Genomic DNA, 20,528 nt, shown 5'->3' with positions numbered 1-20,528 from the left:
GCGTGCCCGCCGACGCCCCCACCGTCCTCGCGACCTCCGGGGGCCTGCGCCCCGGACGACGCACCCGCCTCGAGCTCTCCGGGCTCGTCCACCACGCCGTCGACCTGTCGGGCGCGACCGGACGGCCTCCGCGCGTCGTCCACGTCGGCACCGCGGGGGGCGACCAGCGCTGGTTCGCCGCCGAGCTCTCGGAGGCCGCCCGCGTCGCGGGGATGCACCTCGAGCACCTCGCGCTGATGCCCATGCCCTCGCACGACGACGTGCGCGGCCTGCTGCTCGATGCCGACGTCGTCTGGGTCGGCGGCGGGAGCGTCGCGGGCCTGCTGGCGCTGTGGCGCCTCCACGACCTCGGCCCGGTCATGGCGGAGGCCTGGCGGGCGGGCGTCGTCCTCTCGGGCGTGAGCGCGGGGTCGCTGTGCTGGCACGTCGGCGGCCCCACCGACTCCTTCGGGCCCGACCTGCGGCTCGTGACCGACGGCCTCGGGCTGCTGCCCTACGGCAACGGCGTCCACTACGACTCCGAGGAGCAGCGGCGCCCCCTCGTCCACCGCGCGGTGGCCGCCGGCGACCTGCCCCTGACGTACTGCACGGACGACGGCGCCGGCCTCGTCTACCGGGGCACCGAGCTGGTCGAGGTCGTCACCGACCGCCCGGCCGCGGCCGGCTACCGCGTCGAGCGCGACACGAGCGGGGCGGAGCCCCGCGCCGTCGAGACCCGCCTGGAGGCGCGGCTGCTCCCCCAGCCCTGACCTCAGCCCTGACCCCTCGGTCCTGACGTCCTGGCCCTGACTCCCCGGCCCTGGGCCGCTCAGGGAGCGAGGTCCGGCACCTCCACGGGGACGACCCGGCCCTGCGCGGCGCTCGCGCGCGCCGCGTCGAGGACGGCGAGGACGGCCACCGCGTCGGCCGGGTCGACCGGCCACGGCCCGTCGCCGCGCACCGCGGCGGCCGCCGCGCGGTAGAGGTCGGCGTGACCGCCCGGAGGCGTCGGCACCGGCGTGCGCTCCTCGCCGCGCACGACCCACCCGGTGCTGCCGGGCGCGTCGTCGAGGACGCCGGCGAAGCCCGAGACCTCCCCCTCGAACGGCACGACGACGTAGGAGCCCCGCGTGCCGAGGACCCGGGTGCGGGGCCCGGGGGCCCCGGCGGCGCTCACCGCCGAGAGGTGGCTGCGCGCCCCGTCCGCGTGGCGCAGCGCGAGGAAGGTCGTGTCCTCGGCGGCGGTCGTGACCGCCGACACCTCGGCGTAGACGGACTCCACCGGCCCGAGCAGCTGCACCGCGGAGTCGACGAGGTGCGACTGCAGGTCGAGCAGCATGCCGCCGCCCTCCGACGCGGGCGCGTTCTCCCGCCAGCGGTCCTTGGGCACGGGCCGCCAGCGCTCCCAGCGCCGCTCGAGGCGCAGGACATCGCCCAGCTCGCCCGCCGCGAGCACCGCGGCGAGCGCCCGCTGCTCGTCGTCCCAGCGCCGGTTCTGGAAGACGGTGAGCGGCACGCCCGCGGCGCGGGCGGCCCGCACGCAGCGCGCCGCGCCCTCGGCGTCGACCGCCAGCGGCTTGTCGACGAGCACCGGCCGCCCGGCCGCGACGCAGGCGAGCACCTGCTCCTCGTGCACGCCCGTCGGCGAGGCCAGGACGACGAGGTCGACGCCGTCCGGGCCGTCCCCTGCCGCGAGCACGGCGTCGAGGTCCGGGACCACCCGCGCGCCCGGCACCTCCTGCGCCGCGGCCGCGGCCCGATCCGGGGAGGCCGTGGCGACGAGGGCGACGTCGAGGCCCGCCTCGCGCAGCAGCGGGGCGTGGATGCCGCGCCCGGCGCTGCCGTAGCCCACGAGGCCGACCCGCACGGGTCGCTCGGCGGCGCTCACGGGCGCTCCTGCCGGGGCCGGCGACGCGGGGCGGGGCGGTGGCGGGGGGCGGCGGTGCTCACGGCGCGATCCTGCCCCTCCGGCGCGGTCGGCCGCACGGGGGCGCCGGTCGGGCGGCGTACCGTCGTCCCATGCGCTTCGAGCACGTGGGCTTCGGGTCCGACGCCGTGGAGTACCGCCGGGGGTGGGACCTGCAGCGCGCCGCCCACGCCGAGGTCGTCACCGGGGCCGAGGACGTCGTCCTCCTCCTCGAGCACGAGGCCGTCTACACCGCGGGCAAGCGCACGCTGCCCCACGAGCGGCCCTTCGACGGCACGCCCGTCGTCGACGTCGACCGCGGCGGGAAGATCACCTGGCACGGGCCGGGCCAGCTCGTCGGCTACCCGATCACCCGGCTGCCCGACCCCGTCGACGTCGTCGCCTACGTCCGGCGGCTCGAGCAGGTCCTCATCGACGCCTGCGCCGAGCTCGGCCTGCCCACCGAGCGCGTCGAGGGCCGCAGCGGCGTCTGGGTGCGCGGCGACGGGTCCGGTCTGCCGGGCCGGCGGGACCGCAAGGTCGGCGCCATCGGCATCCGCGTCGCCCAGGGCGTGACGATGCACGGCTTCGCCCTCAACTGCGACAACGTCCTCGACGGCTTCGGCGGCATCGTCCCGTGCGGCATCCCCGACGCGGACGTCACGACGCTGACGGCCGAGCTGGGCCGCCCGCTGCGCGTCGCCGAGGCCCTGCCCGTCGTCGAGCGGCACCTGGGCGCGACCCTGCCGGCCGGCGAGCGCCCCGCCCCGGCGGCCGCGGCCGTCTGAGCGGGCGCCCGGCCCCCGCCCGGGGCCGCCCTCAGAGGGCGGCGACCTGCGGCATCACGCGCTCGGCCACGAGCTCGACGTGGTCGAGGTCGCCCAGGTCGAGGAACTGGCAGTAGGTGCGCCGCGACCCGACCGCCGCGTAGCGCCCGAGCTTCTCGACGACCTCGTCGGGCGTGCCCGCCAGGCCGTTGGCCCGCAGCTCCTCGACGTCGCGCCCGATGGCCGCCGCGCGGCGGGCCACCTCGGCGTCGTGGCGGCCGACGCACGCCACGAGCGCCGACGACCACGTGAGCTCGCCCGCGTCGCGCCCGGCCTGAGCGCACGCGTCGCGGACCCGGCCGAACTGGGTGCGGACGTCCTCGACGGACCCGAACGGCAGGTTGAACTCGGTGGCGTACCGGGCGGCCAGCGCGGGCGTGCGCCGCTTGCCGCCGCCGCCGACGACGACGGGCACGCGCGCCTGCACCGGCTTGGGCAGCGCCGGGGAGTCGACGAGCTCGTAGTGGTCCCCCGCGAAGGAGAAGGTCTCGCCCGCCGGCGTGCCGAGGAGGCCGGCGACGACGGCGAGCTGCTCGGCGTAGCGGTCGAAGCGCTCGCGCACGTCCGGGAAGGGGATGCCGTAGGCGCGGTGCTCCTCCTCGTACCAGCCGGAGCCGAGGCCGAGCTCGACGCGGCCGCCCGACATCTGGTCCACCTGCGCCACCTGCACCGCGAGCACCCCGGGGTGGCGGAAGGTGGCCGAGGACACGAGCGTGCCGAGGCGGATGGTGGAGGTCTCGCGGGCGAGCCCGGCCAGCGTCGTCCACGCGTCCGTGGGGCCCGGCAGCCCGTCGCCGTCGCCCATGACGAGGTAGTGGTCGGAGCGGAAGAAGGCGTCGTAGCCGGCCGCCTCGGCGGTGCGCGCGACGGCGAGGAGGTCGTCGTAGGTGGCGCCCTGCTGGGGCTCGGTGAACACGCGGAGGTCCATGGGCGCCATCCTGGCCCGTGTGACCGCCCCCTCGCAGACCCCGCAGCCGCCCGAGCCCCCCGCGCCCTCGCCCCTGCGCGAGAGCACGACCGACCGCCTCCTGCACCTGCTGGCGCGCGAGCAGGTCGACCGCCGCCTGCCGTCGGTGGTCGCCGGCCTGGTGCGCGACGGCCACCTCGTCTGGTGGGCGGCGCGCGGCAGCACGAGCGGGCCGGGCGAGCCGCCGTCGGCCCCGGCCCCCACGACGCGCTACCGCATCGGCTCCATCACCAAGCCGCTCGTCGCCACCGCGCTCATGCGCGCCCACGACGAGGGGCTCCTCCACCTCGAGGACCCGGTGGGGCGGCACCTGCCCGAGCTGGGCTCCGACCGCGCGGACGTCGGCGCCCTCACCGTGGGGCAGCTGCTCGGCCAGGCCTCCGGCCTGCAGGCGGAGAACGACGGCGCCGGGCCGTGGTGGGAGCGCACGCCGGGCGGCGACTGGGCGGCCCTGGCGCCCGCGCTCACGGCGGACGCCCGGCGGCACCGCCCCGGCACGCGCTTCCACTACTCGAACACGGGCTTCGCCGTCCTCGGCGAGCTCCTCGCCCGGCTGCGGGGGCGGCCGTGGCACGAGGCGCTGAGGGCCGACGTCCTCGACCCGCTGGGCATGGACCGCGCCGGCTTCCGGCGCGACGAGGACTCCGCCGCCGGGCTCGCCGTCCACCCCTGGGCCGACGTCGTCCTCCCCGAGCCCGAGCACGACGCCGGGGCGATGGCCCCCGCGGGCCAGGTGTGGGCGAGCGTGCCGGACATGGCGCGCTTCGCCGCCCTCCTCGCGGGCTCGCCGACCGCCGCCGGCGTCGTCAGCGACGAGGCGCTCCGGCTCATGACGACGCCGCAGGCGGTGGACGACCCCCGCGGCGCCGGGTGGGGCGTCGGGTACGGCCTCGGCGTCCAGGTCTGGAACCTCGGCGGGCGGCGCCTCGTCGGCCACGGCGGCTCGATGCCGGGCTTCATCGCCGGGCTCCAGGTCGACGTGGCGAGCGGCGACGGCGTCGTCGCCATGACGAGCTCGACGACCGGCTTCGGGGACCTCCCCCTGCGCCTGCTCGACACCCTCGCCGAGGCCGAGCCGCGGCTGCCCGAGCCCTGGTCCCCCAGCCCCGTCGCCGACGACGTGCTCGAGCTCGTCGGCCCCTGGTACTGGGGCCCCTCCCCGCTCGTGGTGCGCTCGGAGGCCGACGGCTTCCTCCTCGAGGGGCTGGGCCGCCCCGGCCGGTCCTCCCGCTTCCGCCGCTCCCCCGCCGGCGACGGCACGTGGGTCGGCCTCGACGCCTACTACGCCGGGGAGCGCCTGCGGGTGCTCCGCGACGGCGACGGGCGCCCCTCGCACCTCGACCTCGCGACCTTCCGGCTCACGCGCACGCCCTACGACCCGTCCGCCGACGTGCCGGGCGGCGTCGACGAGGGCGGCTGGCGGGCCTGACCCGCGCGCGTACGCTGGAGCGCGTGACGGTCGCACCCGAGGGACGCAAGATGCTGCGCGTCGAGGCGCGCAACGCCGAGACCCCCATCGAGAAGAAGCCCTCGTGGATCCGCACGAAGGCGAAGATGGGTCCGGAGTACTCCGAGCTGAAGGGCCTCGTGAAGCGCGAGGGCCTCCACACGGTGTGCGAGGAGGCGGGCTGCCCCAACATCTTCGAGTGCTGGGAGGACCGCGAGGCCACCTTCCTCATCGGCGGCGAGCAGTGCTCGCGGCGCTGCGACTTCTGCCAGATCGACACCGGCCGCCCGTCGCCGCTGGACCGGGACGAGCCGCGCCGCGTCGCCGAGAGCGTGCAGGCCATGGGCCTGCGCTACGCCACCGTCACGGGCGTCGCCCGCGACGACCTCGAGGACGGCGGCGCCTGGCTCTACGCCGAGACGATCCGCGCCATCCGCGAGCTCAACCCCGGCACGGGCGTCGAGATCCTCGTGCCGGACTTCAACGGCGTCCCCGAGCTCGTCGGCCAGGTGCTCGACGCGGGCCCGCAGGTCTTCGCGCACAACGTCGAGACGGTGCCGCGCATCTTCAAGCGCATCCGCCCGGCCTTCCGCTACGAGCGCTCCCTCGACGTCATCACGCAGGGCCGCCGCGCCGGGCACGTGACGAAGTCCAACCTCATCCTGGGCATGGGTGAGACCACCGAGGAGATCGTAGAGGCGCTGCGCGACCTCCACGAGGCCGGGTGCGACCTCGTCACCATCACCCAGTACCTGCGCCCCAGCCCCCGCCACCACCCGGTGGACCGCTGGGTCAAGCCCGAGGAGTTCGTCGAGCTGCGCGACGCGGCCGAGGAGATGGGCTTCGCCGGCGTCATGAGCGGGCCGCTCGTCCGCTCCTCCTACCGCGCGGGGCGGCTGTGGGCCGGGGCGATGAAGCGCCGCGGCGCCACCATCCCTCCCGAGCTCAGCCACCTGGACGTCGAGCAGCCCGCCCGCCAGGAGGCGTCCGCGCTGCTCGCCCGCTCCTGACGGCCCCACCGCGCTCCTGACGCCCGGTCGCCCCTGACGACCTGACGCGCCGCCCCCGCCCCCTCTCCGGCGGGGGCGGCGGCGCGCCCGCCGACGGCCCGTATCCTGACGGGCATGGCTCGTCGCGCACCCGCCCCGCCCCCCGCCAACGCCGCCGGCAAGGGCGCCGACGGGACCGGTGGGCGGGGGCCGCTCGCGGCCCTGCGCCGCCGCCGCGCCCGTCCGAAGTTCGGCCCCGACGGGCGCCCCACCGGCCGCATCGCGCAGATGCACCAGGTCTACGACATGACCCGGAAGGCCGACCCGTCGGTCACCTGGTGGATGCTCGGCGTCGCGGCCGCCGTGCTCGTCGTGGCCCTGGTCATCGGCTTCGCCGTCGGCCACCCGATCTACCTCACGGTCATCGGCCTGCCCCTGGCCCTGCTCGGCGCCATGGTCGTCCTGGCCCGCAAGGCCGAGGCCGCGGCGTACAGCCAGATCGAGGGCCGACCGGGTGCGGCGGGCGCCGCCCTGCGCTCCATCCGCCGGGGCTGGGACATCGGCGAGGAGCCCGTCGCCATCGACCCGCGCACGCAGGACTCCGTCTTCCGCGGCGTCGGCCGCGCGGGCGTCGTGCTCGTGGGCGACGGCGCCCCGCACCGCGTCGCCAAGCTGCTCGAGGGCGAGCGGCGCAAGGTCGCGCGCGTGGTGCCGAGCGTCCCCGTGCACGTCCTGCAGGCCGGCTCCGGCGAGGGCCAGGTGCCGCTCCCGAAGCTCGCCCGCAAGGTGCAGCGCCTCAAGCCCGTGATGACGAAGGCGGAGATGGGCCAGGTGCAGGGTCGTCTGCGCGCCATCGGCGGCATGCGGATGCCCGTCCCCAAGGGCGTCGACCCGATGCGCGCCCGTCCCGACCGCAAGGCGGCCCGCGGCCGCTGACGCCGGCCTCGCACCGGCGCGCCCGGGCCCGCCGCCGCGGCCTCAGCGCGGGGGCAGGACGCCGGCCAGCCACTCCCCCAGCGCCCGCGCGCTCGCGGCGACGGCGTCCGGCCACGACCAGGCGCCCTCGTCGGCGGCGTCGCTGACGTGCTTGGCGAGCACGACGCGCGCGCCCAGCGACCGGGCGGCCCACGCCACGGCGAAGCCCTCCATGTCGACGAGGTGGGCGCGCCGCGCGAGCCGCTCCCGGACGTCCTCGTCGGCCACGAAGACGTCGCCCGTGGCGAGCACCACATCTCCCGAGGCTTCCCCCGGCAGCGCGTCCAGCGCCAGCTCCGTGGTCGTCGGCGCGCCGAGACGGGCCAGGGCGTCGGCGGAGATGTCGTGGTGCACCACGCTGCGCGGCACGTGCAGGCCTCTCACGCCCGCGCGCAGCGCGCCCGCGGTGCCGACGCCCACGACGAGCGGGCGATCGGCTGGCTGCCGGGCGGCCAGGACGGCGGCGACCGCCGTGGCCGCGGCCGTCTTGCCCGGCCCCGTGAGCAGCAGGGGCAGGTGCGCGGGCACGTGGACGGCCTCCACCGCCAGGGCGGCGACGACGAGGACGTCGTCGCGCGCCCCGGCGCCGGAGGCGGGTCGCACGCGCGGCGCGGCGGGTCCGGCGGTGGGCGTCGGCGGCGGGAGCTCGGTCACGGCACGATGCTGGCAGGCCTGCGCCGCGCGGGGCGTCCGGTCCTCGTCCCGGCGGGGGCCCGGCGGACGCCGACGCCCGGGTCGTCCTAGCGGCGGACGACGACGGTGCCGGCCAGGCGGTCGTGCATCCCCCGCTGGTCGGCGTCCCAGATGGCGGCCGGGATGACGAGGCACAGCAGGAGGGTGCGGACGAGCGCGCGCCACGGACCGGGCCATGCGCCGTCCACGCGCAGCACCCGCACACGGAGGAGCAGGTGCCCGGGACTGCCGCCCACCGTGCCGACGCCGACGGCGTGCAGGAGCGCGAAGACGCCGAGGGTCGCCCAGGGGTCGCCGCCCAGCAGGGCGCTCGAGACGAGCAGCGCCAGCGCCCAGTCGACCGCGACGCCGGCGAGCCGCCGACCGGTCCGTGCGACGGACCGCGAGCCCTCCCGGGGCAGGCCCAGGCGGCGCCCCGGCCAGGACGCCTCCGCACCGCTCGGTCCGCTCCTCGCCACGGCGCCACGCTAGACGGGCGCCCTCCGGCGCCCCGCGGGCGGTGCCGCCCGCCCGGCTGGCCCGCGCGGCGCGTCGCAACCGCGCGCCGCGCAACACGTCGGAAACACTCGCGTGACGAGCGGGCAACCGCCCGCTCCTAGGTTCCCCTCCCGAGACGGCGCGCCGGACCGCTCCCGCAGCGCGGGGCCCCGCCGCCGCCCGCACCACCCGCACGACACCCAGCACGACACCGAGGGACCACCACAGGCACCACCGGCGGCCCGACCGCCACCGACGACCTCCGACCCCGCCAGGAGAGTGGATGTTCACCAACGCCGACGAGGTGCTCGCCTACATCGCCGAGAACGACGTCAAGTTCATCGACGTCCGGTTCTGCGACCTGCCGGGGGTGATGCAGCACTTCACCGTGCCGGCCGCCTCCGTGGACGCGGACTTCTTCACCACCGGCCAGATGTTCGACGGCTCCTCGATCCGTGGCTTCCAGGCGATCCACGAGTCGGACATGAAGCTGGTGCCGGACGTCGAGACCGCCTTCGTCGACCCGTTCCGGGCGGAGAAGACGCTCGTCGTCAACTTCGGCATCGTCGACCCCTTCACCGACGAGGCGTACTCCCGCGACCCGCGGCAGATCGCCCGCCGCGCCGAGGAGTACCTGCGCTCGACCGGGATCGCGGACACCGCGTTCTTCGCCCCCGAGGCGGAGTTCTACGTCTTCGACGACGTCCGCTTCGAGACGAACCAGCACGAGAGCTACTACCACATCGACTCCGTCGAGGGCGCCTGGAACACGGGGCGCAAGGAGGAGGGCGGCAACCTCGGGCACAAGACGCCCTACAAGGGGGGCTACTTCCCCGTGCCGCCGGTGGACCACTTCGCCGACCTGCGCGACCAGATGGTCCTGGCCCTGGACGCCCTCGGGCTCGAGGTCGAGCGCGCCCACCACGAGGTGGGCACGGCCGGCCAGGCCGAGATCAACTACAAGTTCGACGAGCTGTTCAAGTCGGCCGACAAGGTCATGCTGTTCAAGTACGTCATCAAGAACGTGGCGCACCAGCACGGCAAGACGGCGACCTTCATGCCCAAGCCCCTCTTCGGCGACAACGGCTCGGGCATGCACGTGCACCAGTCGCTGTGGAAGGACGGCTCGCCGCTCTTCTTCGACGAGCGCGGCTACGGCGGCCTCTCCGACGTCGCCCGCTGGTACATCGGCGGCCTGCTCAAGCACGCGCCGTCGCTGCTGGCCTTCACGAACCCGACGGTGAACAGCTACCACCGCCTGGTGCCGGGCTACGAGGCGCCGGTCAACCTCGTCTACTCGGCCCGCAACCGCTCGGCCTGCGTCCGCATCCCGATCACGGGGTCGAACCCGAAGGCCAAGCGCATCGAGTTCCGCGTGCCGGACCCCTCGAGCAACCCCTACCTGGCGTTCGCGGCCATGCTCATGGCGGGTCTCGACGGCATCCAGAACCGCATCGAGCCGCCGGCCCCGGTCGACAAGGACCTCTACGAGCTCCCGCCCGAGGAGCACGCGGCCATCGACCAGGTGCCCGGCTCGCTCGGCGCCGTCCTCGACGCGCTCGAGGCCGACCACGAGTACCTCACCCGCGGCGGGGTCTTCACCGAGGACCTCATCGAGACCTGGATCGACTACAAGCGGACCAACGAGATCGACCCGATCCGCTTCCGCCCGCACCCCCACGAGTTCGAGATGTACTTCGACATCTGAGTCGTCCGGGCCTCCCGCAGCCCCTCGCCGGTCCGCCGGCGGGGGCTGCGGTGCGTTCCCGCCCGGGTTCCTCTGCGCCGGGCCAACAGCAGTGCATAGGGTCGCGGCATGAAGCCACCGAAGGTGCTGGAGCAGTCGATCGCCGTCTTCGGGGAGAGCGGCAGCGGTAAGACGGTCCTGCTGTCATCCTTTTACGGCGCCATGCAGGAAGCCGAATTCGACCGGACATCCCTGTACAACGTCACAGCCGACGACGTCAGTCAGGGCATCCGTCTGCACAAGAACTACCTCGGCATGCGCAACGCGGACAAGAGGCCACCCACCAACAAGTTCCGCGCATCCCGTTACGCGTTCTCCGCCCGATTCAAGGGCGACTCCCGCAAGAGGGCGTCCGTCGACGCCCTCCGACTGGTGTGGCACGACTACCCCGGTGACTGGTTCGAGGAGACTCCGGTCAACGCCGAGGAGGGGCGACGACGCGTAGAGACCTTCAAGCAGCTCCTTGGCGCCGACGTGGCTCTCGTGCTCGTCGACGGACAGCGCCTGGTGGAGGAGAGCGGGCAGGAGGAGAAGTACCTCAAACTCCTCATGACGAACCTACGCAACGGCCTGCTGTCCTTGAAGGACGGTCTCCTCGCGGACGAAGGACGCTTGACGAATTTCCCCCGCATCTGGGTCATGGCGCTCTCCAAGGCCGACCTGCTCCCCCACATGGACGTCTACGACTTCCGAGACCTCCTGATCGAGAAGGCCGGCGACGACCTCGACGCACTGCGCCGAGCGGTCGGCGAGCTCGTCGAGGCCGACGAGGCCCTCGCACTCGGGGCGGACTTCGTGCTCTTGTCCTCGGCCAAGTTCGACGCCGAGCGGATCCGCGTACTCGATCGCGTAGGCGTCGACCTCATCCACCCCATGGCGGCCGTCCTGCCTCTCGAGACCCACGCCCGGTGGGCGTCCCTCAAGGCGTTGCCCGCCAAGGTCGGCGACGCGTTGCTCGAGAACGTCGACGGTCTGGCAGGTCTCCTAGTAGGACGGAGAGTGCCGCTCCCGCTGCCGGGACCTGCCGGGGTGCTGGCTGGCCTACTCGGGCCGCGCATCGCCAAGGCTGCTGCCGACCTCGCTGGCGGAAAGTTGAAGCAGGTGCACGCCACCGCACTCGAGAAGCAGGAGTACGCGGCGGCCACGTTGGCGGCCTTCAAGCTGGCGCTCGAGGACGCAGAGCGAGCAAAGGTGCTGCTCCGGGGCCTCGAGTGACTTTCCTGTGGGCCACGCGGGGCCGGACCTGGGGCTTCCGCATCTTGCGCACCGGGGGGCTCGACGACCCCCTCCTTGCCTACGAAGGCGCCTTCGATGGGGCAGTGATGGACGACGAGCTGTGGCAGACGACCGCTGTCGGCGGCGCCCTCCGCTTCCCTGACCCCCTCGGTCGCCGAGACCGGTCGGGCCGCGTCATCCCCCATGACTTCGTGGTGCTCGACGACCACGCCGCGGACCTCACCTCTGTCGAGGAGGGTCGCGCACGGCTCTGGCCGGAGGTCGCGCAGGTCTTCGCCGAGGCCTACGAGAGCCCGATACCCCCCGCTCCACTGCCCTGACCCGCCGACTCACCGGGGTGGGGCCGCAGCAGCCGCCGCGCCACGCCCTCGCCGCCCACCACACGGATCTGCTCGGGGTCCCCGCAGACGACGAGCAGGTCGCGGGCCCGTGACAGGCCGACGTAGAGCATCTCCCGGGCGCGGGCGGGGTCGCGGAAGCCGTCGACGGCCAGGACGACGGCCGGGCGCTCGAGGCCCTTGAAGCCGAGCACGTGCCCGTAGAAGAGGTCGTCGTCCTCCCAGAACGTCGCCCAGTAGGCGTCCTGCCCGTGGGCCTGCCGCTCGACCTGGACGGGGTGGCGGTGGTGCGTCGTCAGGAGCGCGACGGACGACGCGGGCCACCCGTCGTCCAGCAGGCCGTCGGCCACCTCGTCGGCCCGCGCGACCGCGTCCCCCGCGGCGCAGGGCACGAAGCTCACGGCCGGCCCGTCGCCGCCGCGGTAGCGCATCTGCGCCGGCGCGAGGCTGCCGAAGACCTGCGCGATCTGCTGGGTGTTGCGGAGGTTCTCGGTGAGGGTGAACGGCACGAGGTCGACGGCGGGCCGGCCACGTCGCCCGAAGACGCGCTGGCCGTCGTCGGTGAAGACGTACAGGCACCCGTGCTGCGGCGACCGCAGGACGGCGAGCACCGCGGGCCACCAGCCGGCGTCGAAGTCCTGCGCCTCGTCGACGACGACGGCGTCGAAGCGCTCGGCGATCGGCAGGGCCGTCGCGAGAGAGGCCATCTGCTCGGGCAGCCGCCGCTCCCAGTAGTCGCCGTCGTCGTCCGACCCGGGCGGGGCGCCCCACCGTGCCGCGAGGCCGTGGAAGGTGCCGACGTAGGCGGGTCGCTCTCGCCGCGGCCACGGCGCGACCTCGCGCTCGAGCGAGGCGGCGAGCCCCCGCGAGTAGCACATGAGCGCGACGCGCTGGCCGCTGCGCCCCAGGCGCCTCGCCTTCTCGAGCGCCAGCCACGTCTTGCCCGTGCCCGCACCGCCCCGGACCTCGACGCGGGACGCGGCCTCCAGCCCGTCGAGGACCCGCGCCTGCTCCCGCGTGAGCAGCTCGCACGCGGCCTCGCGCTCGCGCAGCGTCGCGAGAACCTCCCGCGGGGGCACCGAGGGGCCGGTGAGGCACGCCACGAGAGCCTCGACGTCCTCCCGGGTGGGGACCTCCCCGTCCGGCGTGCGCTCGAGGCCGTCCTTGATGCGGTCCGCCGCCCGGGCGACGTCGGCCCGGTCGAGCAGCATCCAGCGGTGCGCGTCCGGCGCCGTGAAGCCCTCCGGCAGGTCGGTGGTGGGGAAGGCGGCGAAGTGGGCCGCGCGCAGGTCGCTCACCCGGGAGTGCCGGCGGAGGACGTCACGGAGGGCGTACCGGCAGCGCCGTGCCTGGTCGACCGGGTGCACCCGGCGCGGCCCGCCCGACCACTCCTGCCACCACTGGCCGTCGCTGCGCCAGACGCTGCCGCCCTTGACCTCCACGACGGCGACGCCGACGCCCGGCCAGGCGACGACGAGGTCGGCCTCGAGGTCCCGCCCCTGGTAGGCGAAGCGCTGTCCGCACACGACGACCGCGTCGTCCGGCAGCTGGTCGCGCAGCGTGGTCGCGAGCAGCCGCTCGCTCGCCGTGGCGAACTCCGGGTCCGCCGGCAGCAGGCGCGCGGTCACCGCGCCCCGCCCCCCGGTCCGCTCGTCATGGCCCCCGCCGTCGTCCCCTGCCCGCACTCCACGGGCCCCCGCCGCACGTCCGGGGCGAGCGTGGCACGAGCCGGGCGGGAGCGGGCCGTCCGCGCCCTCCGCTCCCCCGCCCGGAGCAGCCGCCGGGCCGCGAGGGCCCTCCGGAGGCGCGGGCCGCTCCCGTGTCGCGAGGCCCGGGACGCGCGCGAGGACGGCGCCGCTCGTCGCGGCACCGCCCTCGGCGGGAGGTCGGGTGGGTCAGCCGACCCAGCTCTCCACGGCGTCGTCGTTCTCCTCGACCCACTCCTGGGCGACGTCGGCGGCGTCGCGCTCCTCGACGTCGACCTCGGCGATCATCGCGTCCATGTCGTCGACGGGGATCTCCATGCGGGAGAGCATCTCGGTGAAGGCGGGCACCTCCTCCTGCAGCTCGTCGCTCGCGGCCACGCCGCCGGCGTAGTCGGGCATGGCGCAGTCGCCCGCGCCGCCCTCGGCGAAGCAGCCCTCCTCGTAGGGGTTGGGCTCCTCGAGCTTCGTGACGTCGTACTGCGCGAAGACCCAGTGCGGCTGGTAGAGGTAGACGAGCACCGGCTCCTCGCGCTCGTACGCGCGGTCCAGCTGCGCGAAGAGCGCGGCGGCGCTCGACGTCGAGTGCTCGAAGCCGATGTCGTAGCCCGCCAGCCGCGCCTCGTTCTGCTCGGTGGTGATCCACCCCGGGTCGGCGTCGTAGAGCGTGCTGCCCAGCGCGTCGGCGTACTCGGGCAGCTGCGTGACCGACGTCAGGCCCTCGAGCGGCTGGCCCGGCTCGAGGGCGTAGCTCGGCACGTACCAGCCCTGGTCGGCCCCGCTGTAGACCTCGCCGAGGAGCTCGAAGCCCTCGGTCTGGTCCAGCAGCGGCTGCTGGTTGGGCAGCGCCACCTCGGTGACGAGGTCCAGGTCGCCGTTGCCGGCGCCGGCCCAGGCGGCGGCCGGGTCGAGCTGGGAGGTCTCGAGGTCGGCGACGCCGAGGTCGGGGTGGTCGGCGGCGACCTGCCGCACGACCTCGTTGGTCAGCGTGGCGGCGACCCAGGAGAACTCGGTGGTCCGCACGGTGATGCCGTCGGAGCCGCCGTCGGCCGAGGCGCCGTCGTCGCTGCCGCAGCCGGCCGTGAGGGCGAGAGCGAGCGCCGCCCCGGAGGCGGCCAGGGCGCGGGTGGTCGTGGTGGTGCGGGTCATCGGGTCCTTCCCGTGGTGGGCGGGACCCCGCGGCGGTCCCGCCGGTGGGCGGGACGACGGACGGGCGCGCACGGGCCGGTGGCCTCGTGCGGGCGGCGCGGGGTCGGTCGGCGTCGGCGCCCTCGCGCCCGGCGGCCGCTCGGCGGTCCCGGCGGCCCACGGGGCCGCGACGCCCGGCGGCGCATCGGGCCGCCCGGACCCGTCCACCGTACGGGAGGCCCCTCCCGCGAGACCTGGGCGTGACCTGCCTCTCCGATCCCCTCGTCGGAGCCCCTCTCGAACCACCTCCCGGGCCCCCCTCCTCCGCCGAGGCCCCGCGGGCGCGCGCTCCGCGTGCGAGCCTGTCCGCCGCACGGGCCCCGGCACCCGGTCCGGCGGCGCGGGAGGAGGGGTCGTGACGGCGGACGGCGCGGCTCGGGCAGCCTTCCCCCGCTACCCCGCGACGGCGCTGGCCGTCCTCGCCGCGGCCACGGCCCTGGCGATGGGGACGTGGTTCTCCGCCGCCGCGGTCGTGCCCCAGCTGGCCGCCGCCTGGGACCTCTCCCCCACCGCGTCCGCGCTCCTGACGGTGGGCGTGCAGCTGGGCTTCGTCGTCGGCGCGCTCGTCTCGGCCGGCACGGGGCTCGCCGACGCCGTCCCCGCCCGGCGCCTCCTGGCCGTCGGCGCCGCCGCGGCCGCCCTCGCCAACGCGGGGCTGCTGCTCGCCGCGGGCCCGGCGGCGGCCGTCGCCTCGCGGCTGCTCACGGGTGCGGCGCTGGCGCTCGTCTACCCCTCGGCGCTGAAGGAGACGACGACGTGGTCCCGCCGCAGCCGCGGCGTGGCCCTCGGTGCCATGGTGGCGGCGCTGACCCTGGGCACCGCGCTGCCGCACGCCGTCGCCGCGGCCGGGGCGAGCACCGGGGCGAGCGGCCCGCCCTGGCGGCTCGTCGTCGTGGTGACGAGCGCGGGCGCCCTCCTCGGCGCCGGGCTGGCCCTGCTCCTGCGGCGCTCCGGCCCGCACGGCCGCTCCCCGGCGGCCTTCGACCGCCGGGCCGCGCTCGACGCGCTGCGCCGCCGCCCCGTCGTGCTCGCGGTCCTGGGGTACGTCGGCCACATGTGGGAGCTGTACGCGATGTGGGCCTGGACGGGGCCCTGCTCGCCGGGACCGCCGCCGTGGCCGCGCTGCCGGACCCCTCGACGGCGGTCCCCGCGCTGACGGCGGCGTGCGTGGCCGCCGGGGCGCTCGGCTGCGTGGCCGCCGGCCTGCTCGCCGACCGGGTGGGGCAGCCCGTGGTCGTCCTCGTGTGCGTCGCGGGCTCGAGCTCGGCCGCCCTGGCCCTCGCCGTCCTGCGCGGCGCACCGCTCGGCGTCGTGGTAGCGCTCGTCGCGGTCTGGGGCTTCTGGGTCGTCGCCGACTCGGCCCAGCTGTCCGCGCTCGTCACCCGCCACGCGGACCCCGACCTCGTGGGCGGGGCGGTCGCCGTGCAGATGGCCGCGGGCTACCTCACGACGGCGGTCACCGTCTGGCTCGTCCCGGTCATGGCCGCGCGGGCGTCGTGGTCCGCGGCGCTCGCGGTGCTCGCCGCCGGGTCGCTGGCGGGCGGCGCCGCCGTCCTCGCGCTCCTGCGCGACGAGCGGGCCGCACAGCGCGGCTCCACCCCCGACCGGGCCCCCGACCGGCCCACCGGGGCTCGCCAGGGCTTCCGAGGCCCGACATGATCGCGACCAGCGGCGGCCGCCCTCCTGCGCCGCCGGACGCGACCGGGGACGCGAGGAGGCGGACGACGTGAGCACGACCGTGGACAGCGCGGCGGACACCCTGCAGAAGGCGCTGCGCATCAACCTCGAGCCGCGCTGGTACGGCACCATCGCCGAGATCGGCGCCGGCCAGGAGGTGGCGCGCTGGTTCTTCCGCGCCGGCGGCGCCGCGGGCACCGTCGCGAAGTCGATGTCGGCCTACGACATGGCCGTCAGCGACGCCGTCTACGGGCGCTCCGACCGCTACGTCTCCCGCCGGCGGCTCGAGGCGATGCTCGACCACGAGCTCGAGCTCAACGTCGAGCGGCTCGGCCCCACGCGCGGGGACGACACGTGCTTCTTCGCCTTCGCCGACACCGTCGTCGCCCGCAGCTACCGGGGCGGCAACGAGTGCCACGGCTGGATGGGCGTGCGCTTCCAGGCCCAGCCCCACGACGAGCCGAGCGAGATCGTGCTGCACGTGCGGATGCTCGACGACGAGGCGTCCCTGCAGCAGGAGGCGCTGGGCATCGTCGGCGTCAACCTCCTGCACGCCGCCTTCTTCGAGCGGTACGAGCCCGACCGCCTCGTCGAGAGCCTGCTGGACCGGCTCTCCACCGGCCGCATCGAGATCGACGTCATCTCCTTCCGCGGCATCGAGTTCCGCCACGTCGACAACCGGCTGATGGCGCTGCGGCTCGTGCAGCTGGGCCTGTCCGGCGTCGCGGTGTTCGGCCCCGACGGCGACGTCCTCCAGCCGAGCGAGGTGCTGCGCAAGCGCCCGGTGCTCGTCGAGCGCGGCAGCTTCCGCCCGCCCACGGTCGTCAACATGGACATGCTGCGGTGCGCGCACGAGAAGTTCGCCGACGAGCCGGACGTCGACGGCGACCAGGTGCTGCGGCTCACCGAGCTGACGATGAGCAACCTGCTCGCCGGCGGGGCGGACGTCGACCGGCGCGACTTCCTCGCCCGCGCCGACCTCCTCGGCGCCTGCGGGGCGACGACGCTCATCTCGGCCTTCGTCGACCACCACCGGCTGGCGGCCTACCTCGCGGAGCGCACGCGCGGGCGCATCGGCTTCGTCATGGGCGTCCCCACGCTCGTGGACCTCTTCGACGAGGCCAACCACGCCCACCTGCCCGGCGGGATCCTCGAGAGCTTCGGGCGGCTGCTGAAGAACGACCTCAAGCTCTTCGTGTACCCGATGGTCGACCTGGCGACCGGCGAGGTGCGGCGCGTCGGCGGCCTGCGCGTGGACGAGGAGCTGCAGCCGCTCTTCGACTACCTCGCCGGGCGCGGCAGCTTCGTCGAGCTCGACAACGCCCGCGAGGACTACCTGCCCATCCTCAGCCGCGACGTGCTGCGGCGGATCGCCGCCGGCGACGGCTCCTGGGAGCCGATGGTGCCGCCGGAGGTGGCCGAGATGATCCGCTCGCGCGGGTTCTTCGGCCACGCCCGCGAGAGCGTCTGAGCCCGGGGCCCTCCCGGTCGAGGGCTCAGCCGCCCGCGCCCGCCAGCCAGACGAGCGGCACGACGACGAGCATCGCGACGACGAGGACCCCGAGGGCGAGGACGCCGAGCAGCGACCACCCCACGATCTCGGCGGCCAGGGCCACCTCGCGGCCGGGCAGGTGCTCGGCGTCGCACCGGCGCCGCGCGGAGCGGCCGAGGACGACGCCGAGGACCGGACCGACGACGGGCACCGCGAGCGCCAGCACCAGCGCGGCCACGGCCTCGGGCGGCGTCCCGGCGGGCGCCCGCGACGCCAGCAGGGCGGCGACCGGGGCGCGCAGGGCGAGCGGGCTGACGGGCGGCACGCCCCAGCGTGGCCCGACGACGGGACGCGCCGCCGCACTGACGGCCGCGGCTCACCCGTCCGGCGCAGCCGCGGCTCACCCGTCCGGCGCAGCCGCGGCTCACCCGTCCGGCGCAGCCGCGCGAGGGCTCAGGTGACGAGGCCGGCCAATGCCGTCGCCCCGATGACGAGCCCGACGACGGCGAGCAGGAGGCCGACGGCCAGGGGCCCCGTCGTCGAGGTGCCGAGCGCCGCGCCGGGGACCGGCTCGAGCACCTCGGCGTGCTCGGGGTCGGCCGGGTCGTGCCGGACGACGACGGGGGTGCGCTCGACCCAGGCGGCCGTCGCGTCCGGGCCGGCCACGGTGGTGACCTCCGCGCCGTCGGCCGTCGTGAAGGTGACGACCGGGCGGTAGGTGGTCCGCGCCTCCGGGCCCCGCCCGCGGGTACTGATCTGGAGGTCGACGACCGTGCCGCGCGCCCGCACCCCCCGCTCGCGCAGGGCCGCGACGCGACGGCGGGCGGCCGCGGCCCGCCGGACGCCCAGGACGCCGGTGACGACGAGCGCGACCCCCAACAGGAGGAAGACGACGGAGACCGCGACGGCGAGCCCGCCGCCGCCCGCGGCCGAGGTGGCGTCCACGGCGCCACCCTGGCACGCCCGGCGTCCGGGTGACGCCCCCCAGCGCCCCGCGCCCTCCCCGGCCGAAGAAGGTGACGTGGAGGAGTGGCGGCGGGAGCCGGAGGTGGCGACGCCGCGCGCGGTGGGCGCCGCCTTCGGCGTCTTCTACGTCGCCGGCGGCCTCGTGGCGCTGCTCGTGGCGGCGTCCGACTCCGCCGGGGCGCCCGGGCGCCCGGTGCTGACGGCCCTGGGCGCGTCGGCGCTCCTCGTCGGCGCGGTCGTGGCCGCACGCCGCGCGCACCTGCCGCGCCTCGCCACGCACCCGCTCGCCGCGCTGGCCACCGGTCTCATCGGCGCGGCGGTCCTCGTGACCCCCGACCCGCGCAGCGCCGTCCTCGTCGCCGCGGTGTCCGTCTTCGTCACCGTCGACACGGGCGTCTTCTTCGCCCGGCTGCACGCCCTGGTCCACCTCTCCGCGTGCCTGGCCACCACGACGGCGACCCTGCTCGTGCGCGGCGGCGTCGGCCTGCTCAGCGCCCTGGCCCTCGACCTCGTCCTCGTGGCCGTCGCGCTGGTCGTCGGGGTCCTCGCGCGCCGCGCCTCCAGCGCGAGCGTCGACGGCCTCACCGGGCTGCCGAACCGGCGGGGCCTCGACGACGCCCTCGAGCGGCTGGCGCTGGCCGCGGGCCGCTCCGGCGGGCCGCTGTCCGTGGCGCTCGTCGACCTCGACGGCTTCAAGGCGGTCAACGACGCCTCGGGGCACGACGCCGGCGACGAGCTGCTGCGGGCGACGGCGGCCCGGTGGCGCGCCGTGCTCCCGCGGTCGGCCCTCCTCGCCCGCGTGGGCGGCGACGAGTTCGCCGTGGCCCTGGCGGCACCGCCCGCCGAGCTCGCGCTCGTCCTGTCGCCGCTGGTGCGCGACCCCGGGCGCCCGGCGTCGGCCGGCGTGGCCGCCTGGGCGCCGCCCGAGGGGCCGGCGGCCGCGCTGCACCGCGCCGACGCCGCGCTCTACCGCGCCAAGCGGGGCGGACGGGCGCGGTGCGAGGTCGCCGGGCCGGAGACGGCGTCGGTCGCCCTGGCGACGGACCTGCGCGCGGCGGTCGCGGCCGGCGCCGTCCGTCCCGTCTACCAGCCGCTGGTGGCCGCCGACGCCCCCGGCGGACCCCCCGTGGGGGTGGAGGCGCTGGCCCGGTGGACGCACCCCCTGCGCGGCGCCGTGAGCCCGGACGTCTTCGTCGCCGTCGCGGAGGCGCACGGCTTCGTCGGCGAGCTCGGCGCCGCCGTCCTCGAGCGCGCCTGCCACGTCCTCGCGTCCCTGCCGGAGGCGCGCGAGCGCGGCCTCGTGCTGGCCGTCAACGTCTCCGGGCTGGAGCTCGTCGACGACGACTACGTCGAGCGGCTGGCCGCCGTCCTGGACCGCACGGGCTGGCCCGCCGCCCAGCTCGTCCTCGAGGTGACGGAGTCGGTGGTCGAGGGCGGCGACGAGCGCGCCGTCGCGACCCACCTGGCGGCCCGGGTCCTCGGCGTCCGGATGGCGGTCGACGACTTCGGGACCGGGTACTCCTCCCTGAGCCGCCTGGACCGGCTGCCGGCGGCCTACCTCGAGCTCGACGCCGGCTTCACCGCGACGGCGCACACCTGCGCCGGGCGCGCCCGGCTGGTCCGCGCGGTGACGGCGATGAGCCGCTCCCTGGGCCTCTACGTCGTCGCCGAGGGCGTCGAGACGCCCGAGCAGGGCCGCGCGCTCGCCGGGCTGGGCTGCGACCTGCTCCAGGGCTTCGCGCTCGGCCGGCCCGAGCCGCTGGCGTCGCTCGCCGCCCGGCTGCGACGCCCGAGCGCCGCACCGGCCGGGGACGCCCACCCAGGCAGCGGGCTGGCCGACGTGCCGGGGCCGCGCCGGGCGACCGCCGACGACGCGGCGCCGGGCTCGCGGGCGCCCCGCCCGGCGGTCTAGCCTCCCGCT

20 protein-coding genes are annotated in these 20,528 nt (G+C 76.3%); 12 read left to right on the top strand and 8 right to left on the bottom strand.

What is annotated here, in order from left to right; all coding sequences use genetic code 11:
* Positions 1-2 precede the first annotated feature (2 nt).
* On the top strand, positions 3-749 hold the full coding sequence (locus Q0789_RS07710) for a peptidase E (protein WP_298803835.1): 747 nt from the start codon (positions 3-5) through the stop codon (positions 747-749).
* A 59-nt stretch (positions 750-808) separates the two neighbouring features.
* On the opposite strand, the gene Q0789_RS07705 is transcribed toward Q0789_RS07710, so the two are convergent.
* Positions 809-1,867, bottom strand: coding sequence for a Gfo/Idh/MocA family oxidoreductase (locus Q0789_RS07705; RefSeq protein ID WP_298803834.1), 1,059 nt, complete (start codon positions 1,865-1,867; stop codon positions 809-811).
* Positions 1,868-1,998: 131 nt separating this feature from the next.
* Here Q0789_RS07705 and lipB point away from each other — a divergent pair, with 131 nt between their 5' ends.
* Positions 1,999-2,673, top strand: a complete 675-nt coding sequence (gene lipB, locus Q0789_RS07700) for a lipoyl(octanoyl) transferase LipB (protein WP_298803832.1) — start codon at positions 1,999-2,001, stop codon at positions 2,671-2,673.
* A gap of 31 nt (positions 2,674-2,704) precedes the next feature.
* Here the strand turns inward: lipB and Q0789_RS07695 are convergent, their stop codons facing one another.
* The gene (locus Q0789_RS07695) at positions 2,705-3,640 is read right to left on the bottom strand and encodes an LLM class F420-dependent oxidoreductase (protein WP_298803830.1); all 936 of its coding nucleotides are present in this window, start codon (positions 3,638-3,640) and stop codon (positions 2,705-2,707) included.
* A gap of 19 nt (positions 3,641-3,659) precedes the next feature.
* Between Q0789_RS07695 and Q0789_RS07690 the strand changes: the two genes are divergently transcribed.
* The 3 genes from Q0789_RS07690 (at position 3,660) to Q0789_RS07680 (ending at position 7,051) form a co-directional block, all read left to right on the top strand.
* Positions 3,660-5,108 carry a serine hydrolase gene (locus Q0789_RS07690; RefSeq protein WP_298803828.1) on the top strand — a complete coding sequence of 483 codons (1,449 nt, stop codon included), beginning with the start codon at positions 3,660-3,662 and terminating at the stop codon, positions 5,106-5,108.
* Positions 5,109-5,131: 23 nt separating this feature from the next.
* Positions 5,132-6,136, top strand: a complete 1,005-nt coding sequence (gene lipA, locus Q0789_RS07685) for a lipoyl synthase (RefSeq protein WP_298803827.1) — start codon at positions 5,132-5,134, stop codon at positions 6,134-6,136.
* Between the two features lie 114 nt (positions 6,137-6,250).
* The gene (locus Q0789_RS07680; protein ID WP_298803825.1) at positions 6,251-7,051 is read left to right on the top strand and encodes a DUF4191 domain-containing protein; all 801 of its coding nucleotides are present in this window, start codon (positions 6,251-6,253) and stop codon (positions 7,049-7,051) included.
* A 42-nt stretch (positions 7,052-7,093) separates the two neighbouring features.
* On the opposite strand, the gene Q0789_RS07675 is transcribed toward Q0789_RS07680, so the two are convergent.
* Both Q0789_RS07675 and Q0789_RS07670 read right to left on the bottom strand, forming a co-directional pair.
* Positions 7,094-7,693 (bottom strand): nucleosidase, encoded by a 600-nt coding sequence (locus Q0789_RS07675; protein WP_366917678.1) that lies wholly within the window; start codon positions 7,691-7,693, stop codon positions 7,094-7,096.
* A 137-nt stretch (positions 7,694-7,830) separates the two neighbouring features.
* Positions 7,831-8,241 carry an RDD family protein gene (locus Q0789_RS07670; protein WP_298803821.1) on the bottom strand — a complete coding sequence of 137 codons (411 nt, stop codon included), beginning with the start codon at positions 8,239-8,241 and terminating at the stop codon, positions 7,831-7,833.
* 302 nt (positions 8,242-8,543) lie between these two features.
* Here Q0789_RS07670 and glnA point away from each other — a divergent pair, with 302 nt between their 5' ends.
* The 3 genes from glnA (at position 8,544) to Q0789_RS07655 (ending at position 11,563) form a co-directional block, all read left to right on the top strand.
* On the top strand, positions 8,544-9,968 hold the full coding sequence (gene glnA / locus Q0789_RS07665) for a type I glutamate--ammonia ligase (protein ID WP_298803819.1): 1,425 nt from the start codon (positions 8,544-8,546) through the stop codon (positions 9,966-9,968).
* Between the two features lie 108 nt (positions 9,969-10,076).
* Positions 10,077-11,222 (top strand): hypothetical protein, encoded by a 1,146-nt coding sequence (locus Q0789_RS07660; RefSeq protein WP_298803816.1) that lies wholly within the window; start codon positions 10,077-10,079, stop codon positions 11,220-11,222.
* Between the two features lie 107 nt (positions 11,223-11,329).
* The gene (locus tag Q0789_RS07655) at positions 11,330-11,563 is read left to right on the top strand and encodes a hypothetical protein (RefSeq protein WP_298803814.1); all 234 of its coding nucleotides are present in this window, start codon (positions 11,330-11,332) and stop codon (positions 11,561-11,563) included.
* Here Q0789_RS07655 and Q0789_RS07650 read toward each other — a convergent pair.
* Together Q0789_RS07650 and Q0789_RS07645 are read right to left on the bottom strand one after the other, a co-directional pair.
* Complete coding sequence (locus tag Q0789_RS07650) at positions 11,527-13,209, bottom strand: NERD domain-containing protein/DEAD/DEAH box helicase (RefSeq protein ID WP_298803812.1); 1,683 nt, start codon at positions 13,207-13,209, stop codon at positions 11,527-11,529. The two genes, Q0789_RS07655 and Q0789_RS07650, sit on opposite strands and share 37 nt — an antisense overlap.
* A 267-nt stretch (positions 13,210-13,476) precedes the next feature.
* Positions 13,477-14,433, bottom strand: coding sequence for a glycine betaine ABC transporter substrate-binding protein (locus Q0789_RS07645; RefSeq protein ID WP_298803810.1), 957 nt, complete (start codon positions 14,431-14,433; stop codon positions 13,477-13,479).
* Between the two features lie 394 nt (positions 14,434-14,827).
* Here Q0789_RS07645 and Q0789_RS07640 point away from each other — a divergent pair, with 394 nt between their 5' ends.
* From Q0789_RS07640 to Q0789_RS07630, 3 genes are all read left to right on the top strand, one after another.
* The gene (locus tag Q0789_RS07640; protein ID WP_298803808.1) at positions 14,828-15,628 is read left to right on the top strand and encodes an MFS transporter; all 801 of its coding nucleotides are present in this window, start codon (positions 14,828-14,830) and stop codon (positions 15,626-15,628) included.
* Positions 15,586-16,131, top strand: a complete 546-nt coding sequence (locus Q0789_RS07635; protein WP_298803806.1) for an MFS transporter — start codon at positions 15,586-15,588, stop codon at positions 16,129-16,131. Before Q0789_RS07640 ends, Q0789_RS07635 begins: the two co-directional genes overlap by 43 nt.
* A 67-nt stretch (positions 16,132-16,198) precedes the next feature.
* A complete protein-coding gene (locus Q0789_RS07630) occupies positions 16,199-17,620 on the top strand; it encodes a TonB-dependent receptor (RefSeq protein WP_298803804.1) in 1,422 nt (473 codons plus the stop codon).
* Positions 17,621-17,645: 25 nt separating this feature from the next.
* On the opposite strand, the gene Q0789_RS07625 is transcribed toward Q0789_RS07630, so the two are convergent.
* Together Q0789_RS07625 and Q0789_RS07620 are read right to left on the bottom strand one after the other, a co-directional pair.
* A complete protein-coding gene (locus Q0789_RS07625; RefSeq protein WP_298803802.1) occupies positions 17,646-17,966 on the bottom strand; it encodes a hypothetical protein in 321 nt (106 codons plus the stop codon).
* A gap of 128 nt (positions 17,967-18,094) precedes the next feature.
* Positions 18,095-18,586, bottom strand: a complete 492-nt coding sequence (locus Q0789_RS07620) for a DUF3592 domain-containing protein (protein ID WP_298803800.1) — start codon at positions 18,584-18,586, stop codon at positions 18,095-18,097.
* Between the two features lie 76 nt (positions 18,587-18,662).
* Here Q0789_RS07620 and Q0789_RS07615 point away from each other — a divergent pair, with 76 nt between their 5' ends.
* Positions 18,663-20,519, top strand: a complete 1,857-nt coding sequence (locus tag Q0789_RS07615) for a bifunctional diguanylate cyclase/phosphodiesterase (protein WP_298803798.1) — start codon at positions 18,663-18,665, stop codon at positions 20,517-20,519.
* Positions 20,520-20,528 lie beyond the last annotated feature (9 nt).

It is taken from the genome of uncultured Pseudokineococcus sp., from assembly GCF_947499845.1.
Classification (GTDB): domain Bacteria; phylum Actinomycetota; class Actinomycetes; order Actinomycetales; family Quadrisphaeraceae; genus Pseudokineococcus.
This window is presented reverse-complemented; position numbering and strand designations above follow the sequence as displayed.

Bases quoted from the DNA above. Each gene is read 5' to 3' on its own strand.
- lipB (WP_298803832.1), top strand. From the start codon at position 1,999: ATGCGCTTCGAGCACGTGGGCTTCGGGTCCGACGCCGTGGAGTACCGC.
- Q0789_RS07695 (WP_298803830.1), bottom strand. From the start codon at position 3,640: ATGGACCTCCGCGTGTTCACCGAGCCCCAGCAGGGCGCCACCTACGAC.
- Q0789_RS07680 (WP_298803825.1), top strand. From the start codon at position 6,251: ATGGCTCGTCGCGCACCCGCCCCGCCCCCCGCCAACGCCGCCGGCAAG.
- glnA (WP_298803819.1), top strand. From the start codon at position 8,544: ATGTTCACCAACGCCGACGAGGTGCTCGCCTACATCGCCGAGAACGAC.
- Q0789_RS07660 (WP_298803816.1), top strand. From the start codon at position 10,077: ATGAAGCCACCGAAGGTGCTGGAGCAGTCGATCGCCGTCTTCGGGGAG.
- Q0789_RS07655 (WP_298803814.1), top strand. From the start codon at position 11,330: ATGGACGACGAGCTGTGGCAGACGACCGCTGTCGGCGGCGCCCTCCGC.
- Q0789_RS07645 (WP_298803810.1), bottom strand. From the start codon at position 14,433: ATGACCCGCACCACCACGACCACCCGCGCCCTGGCCGCCTCCGGGGCG.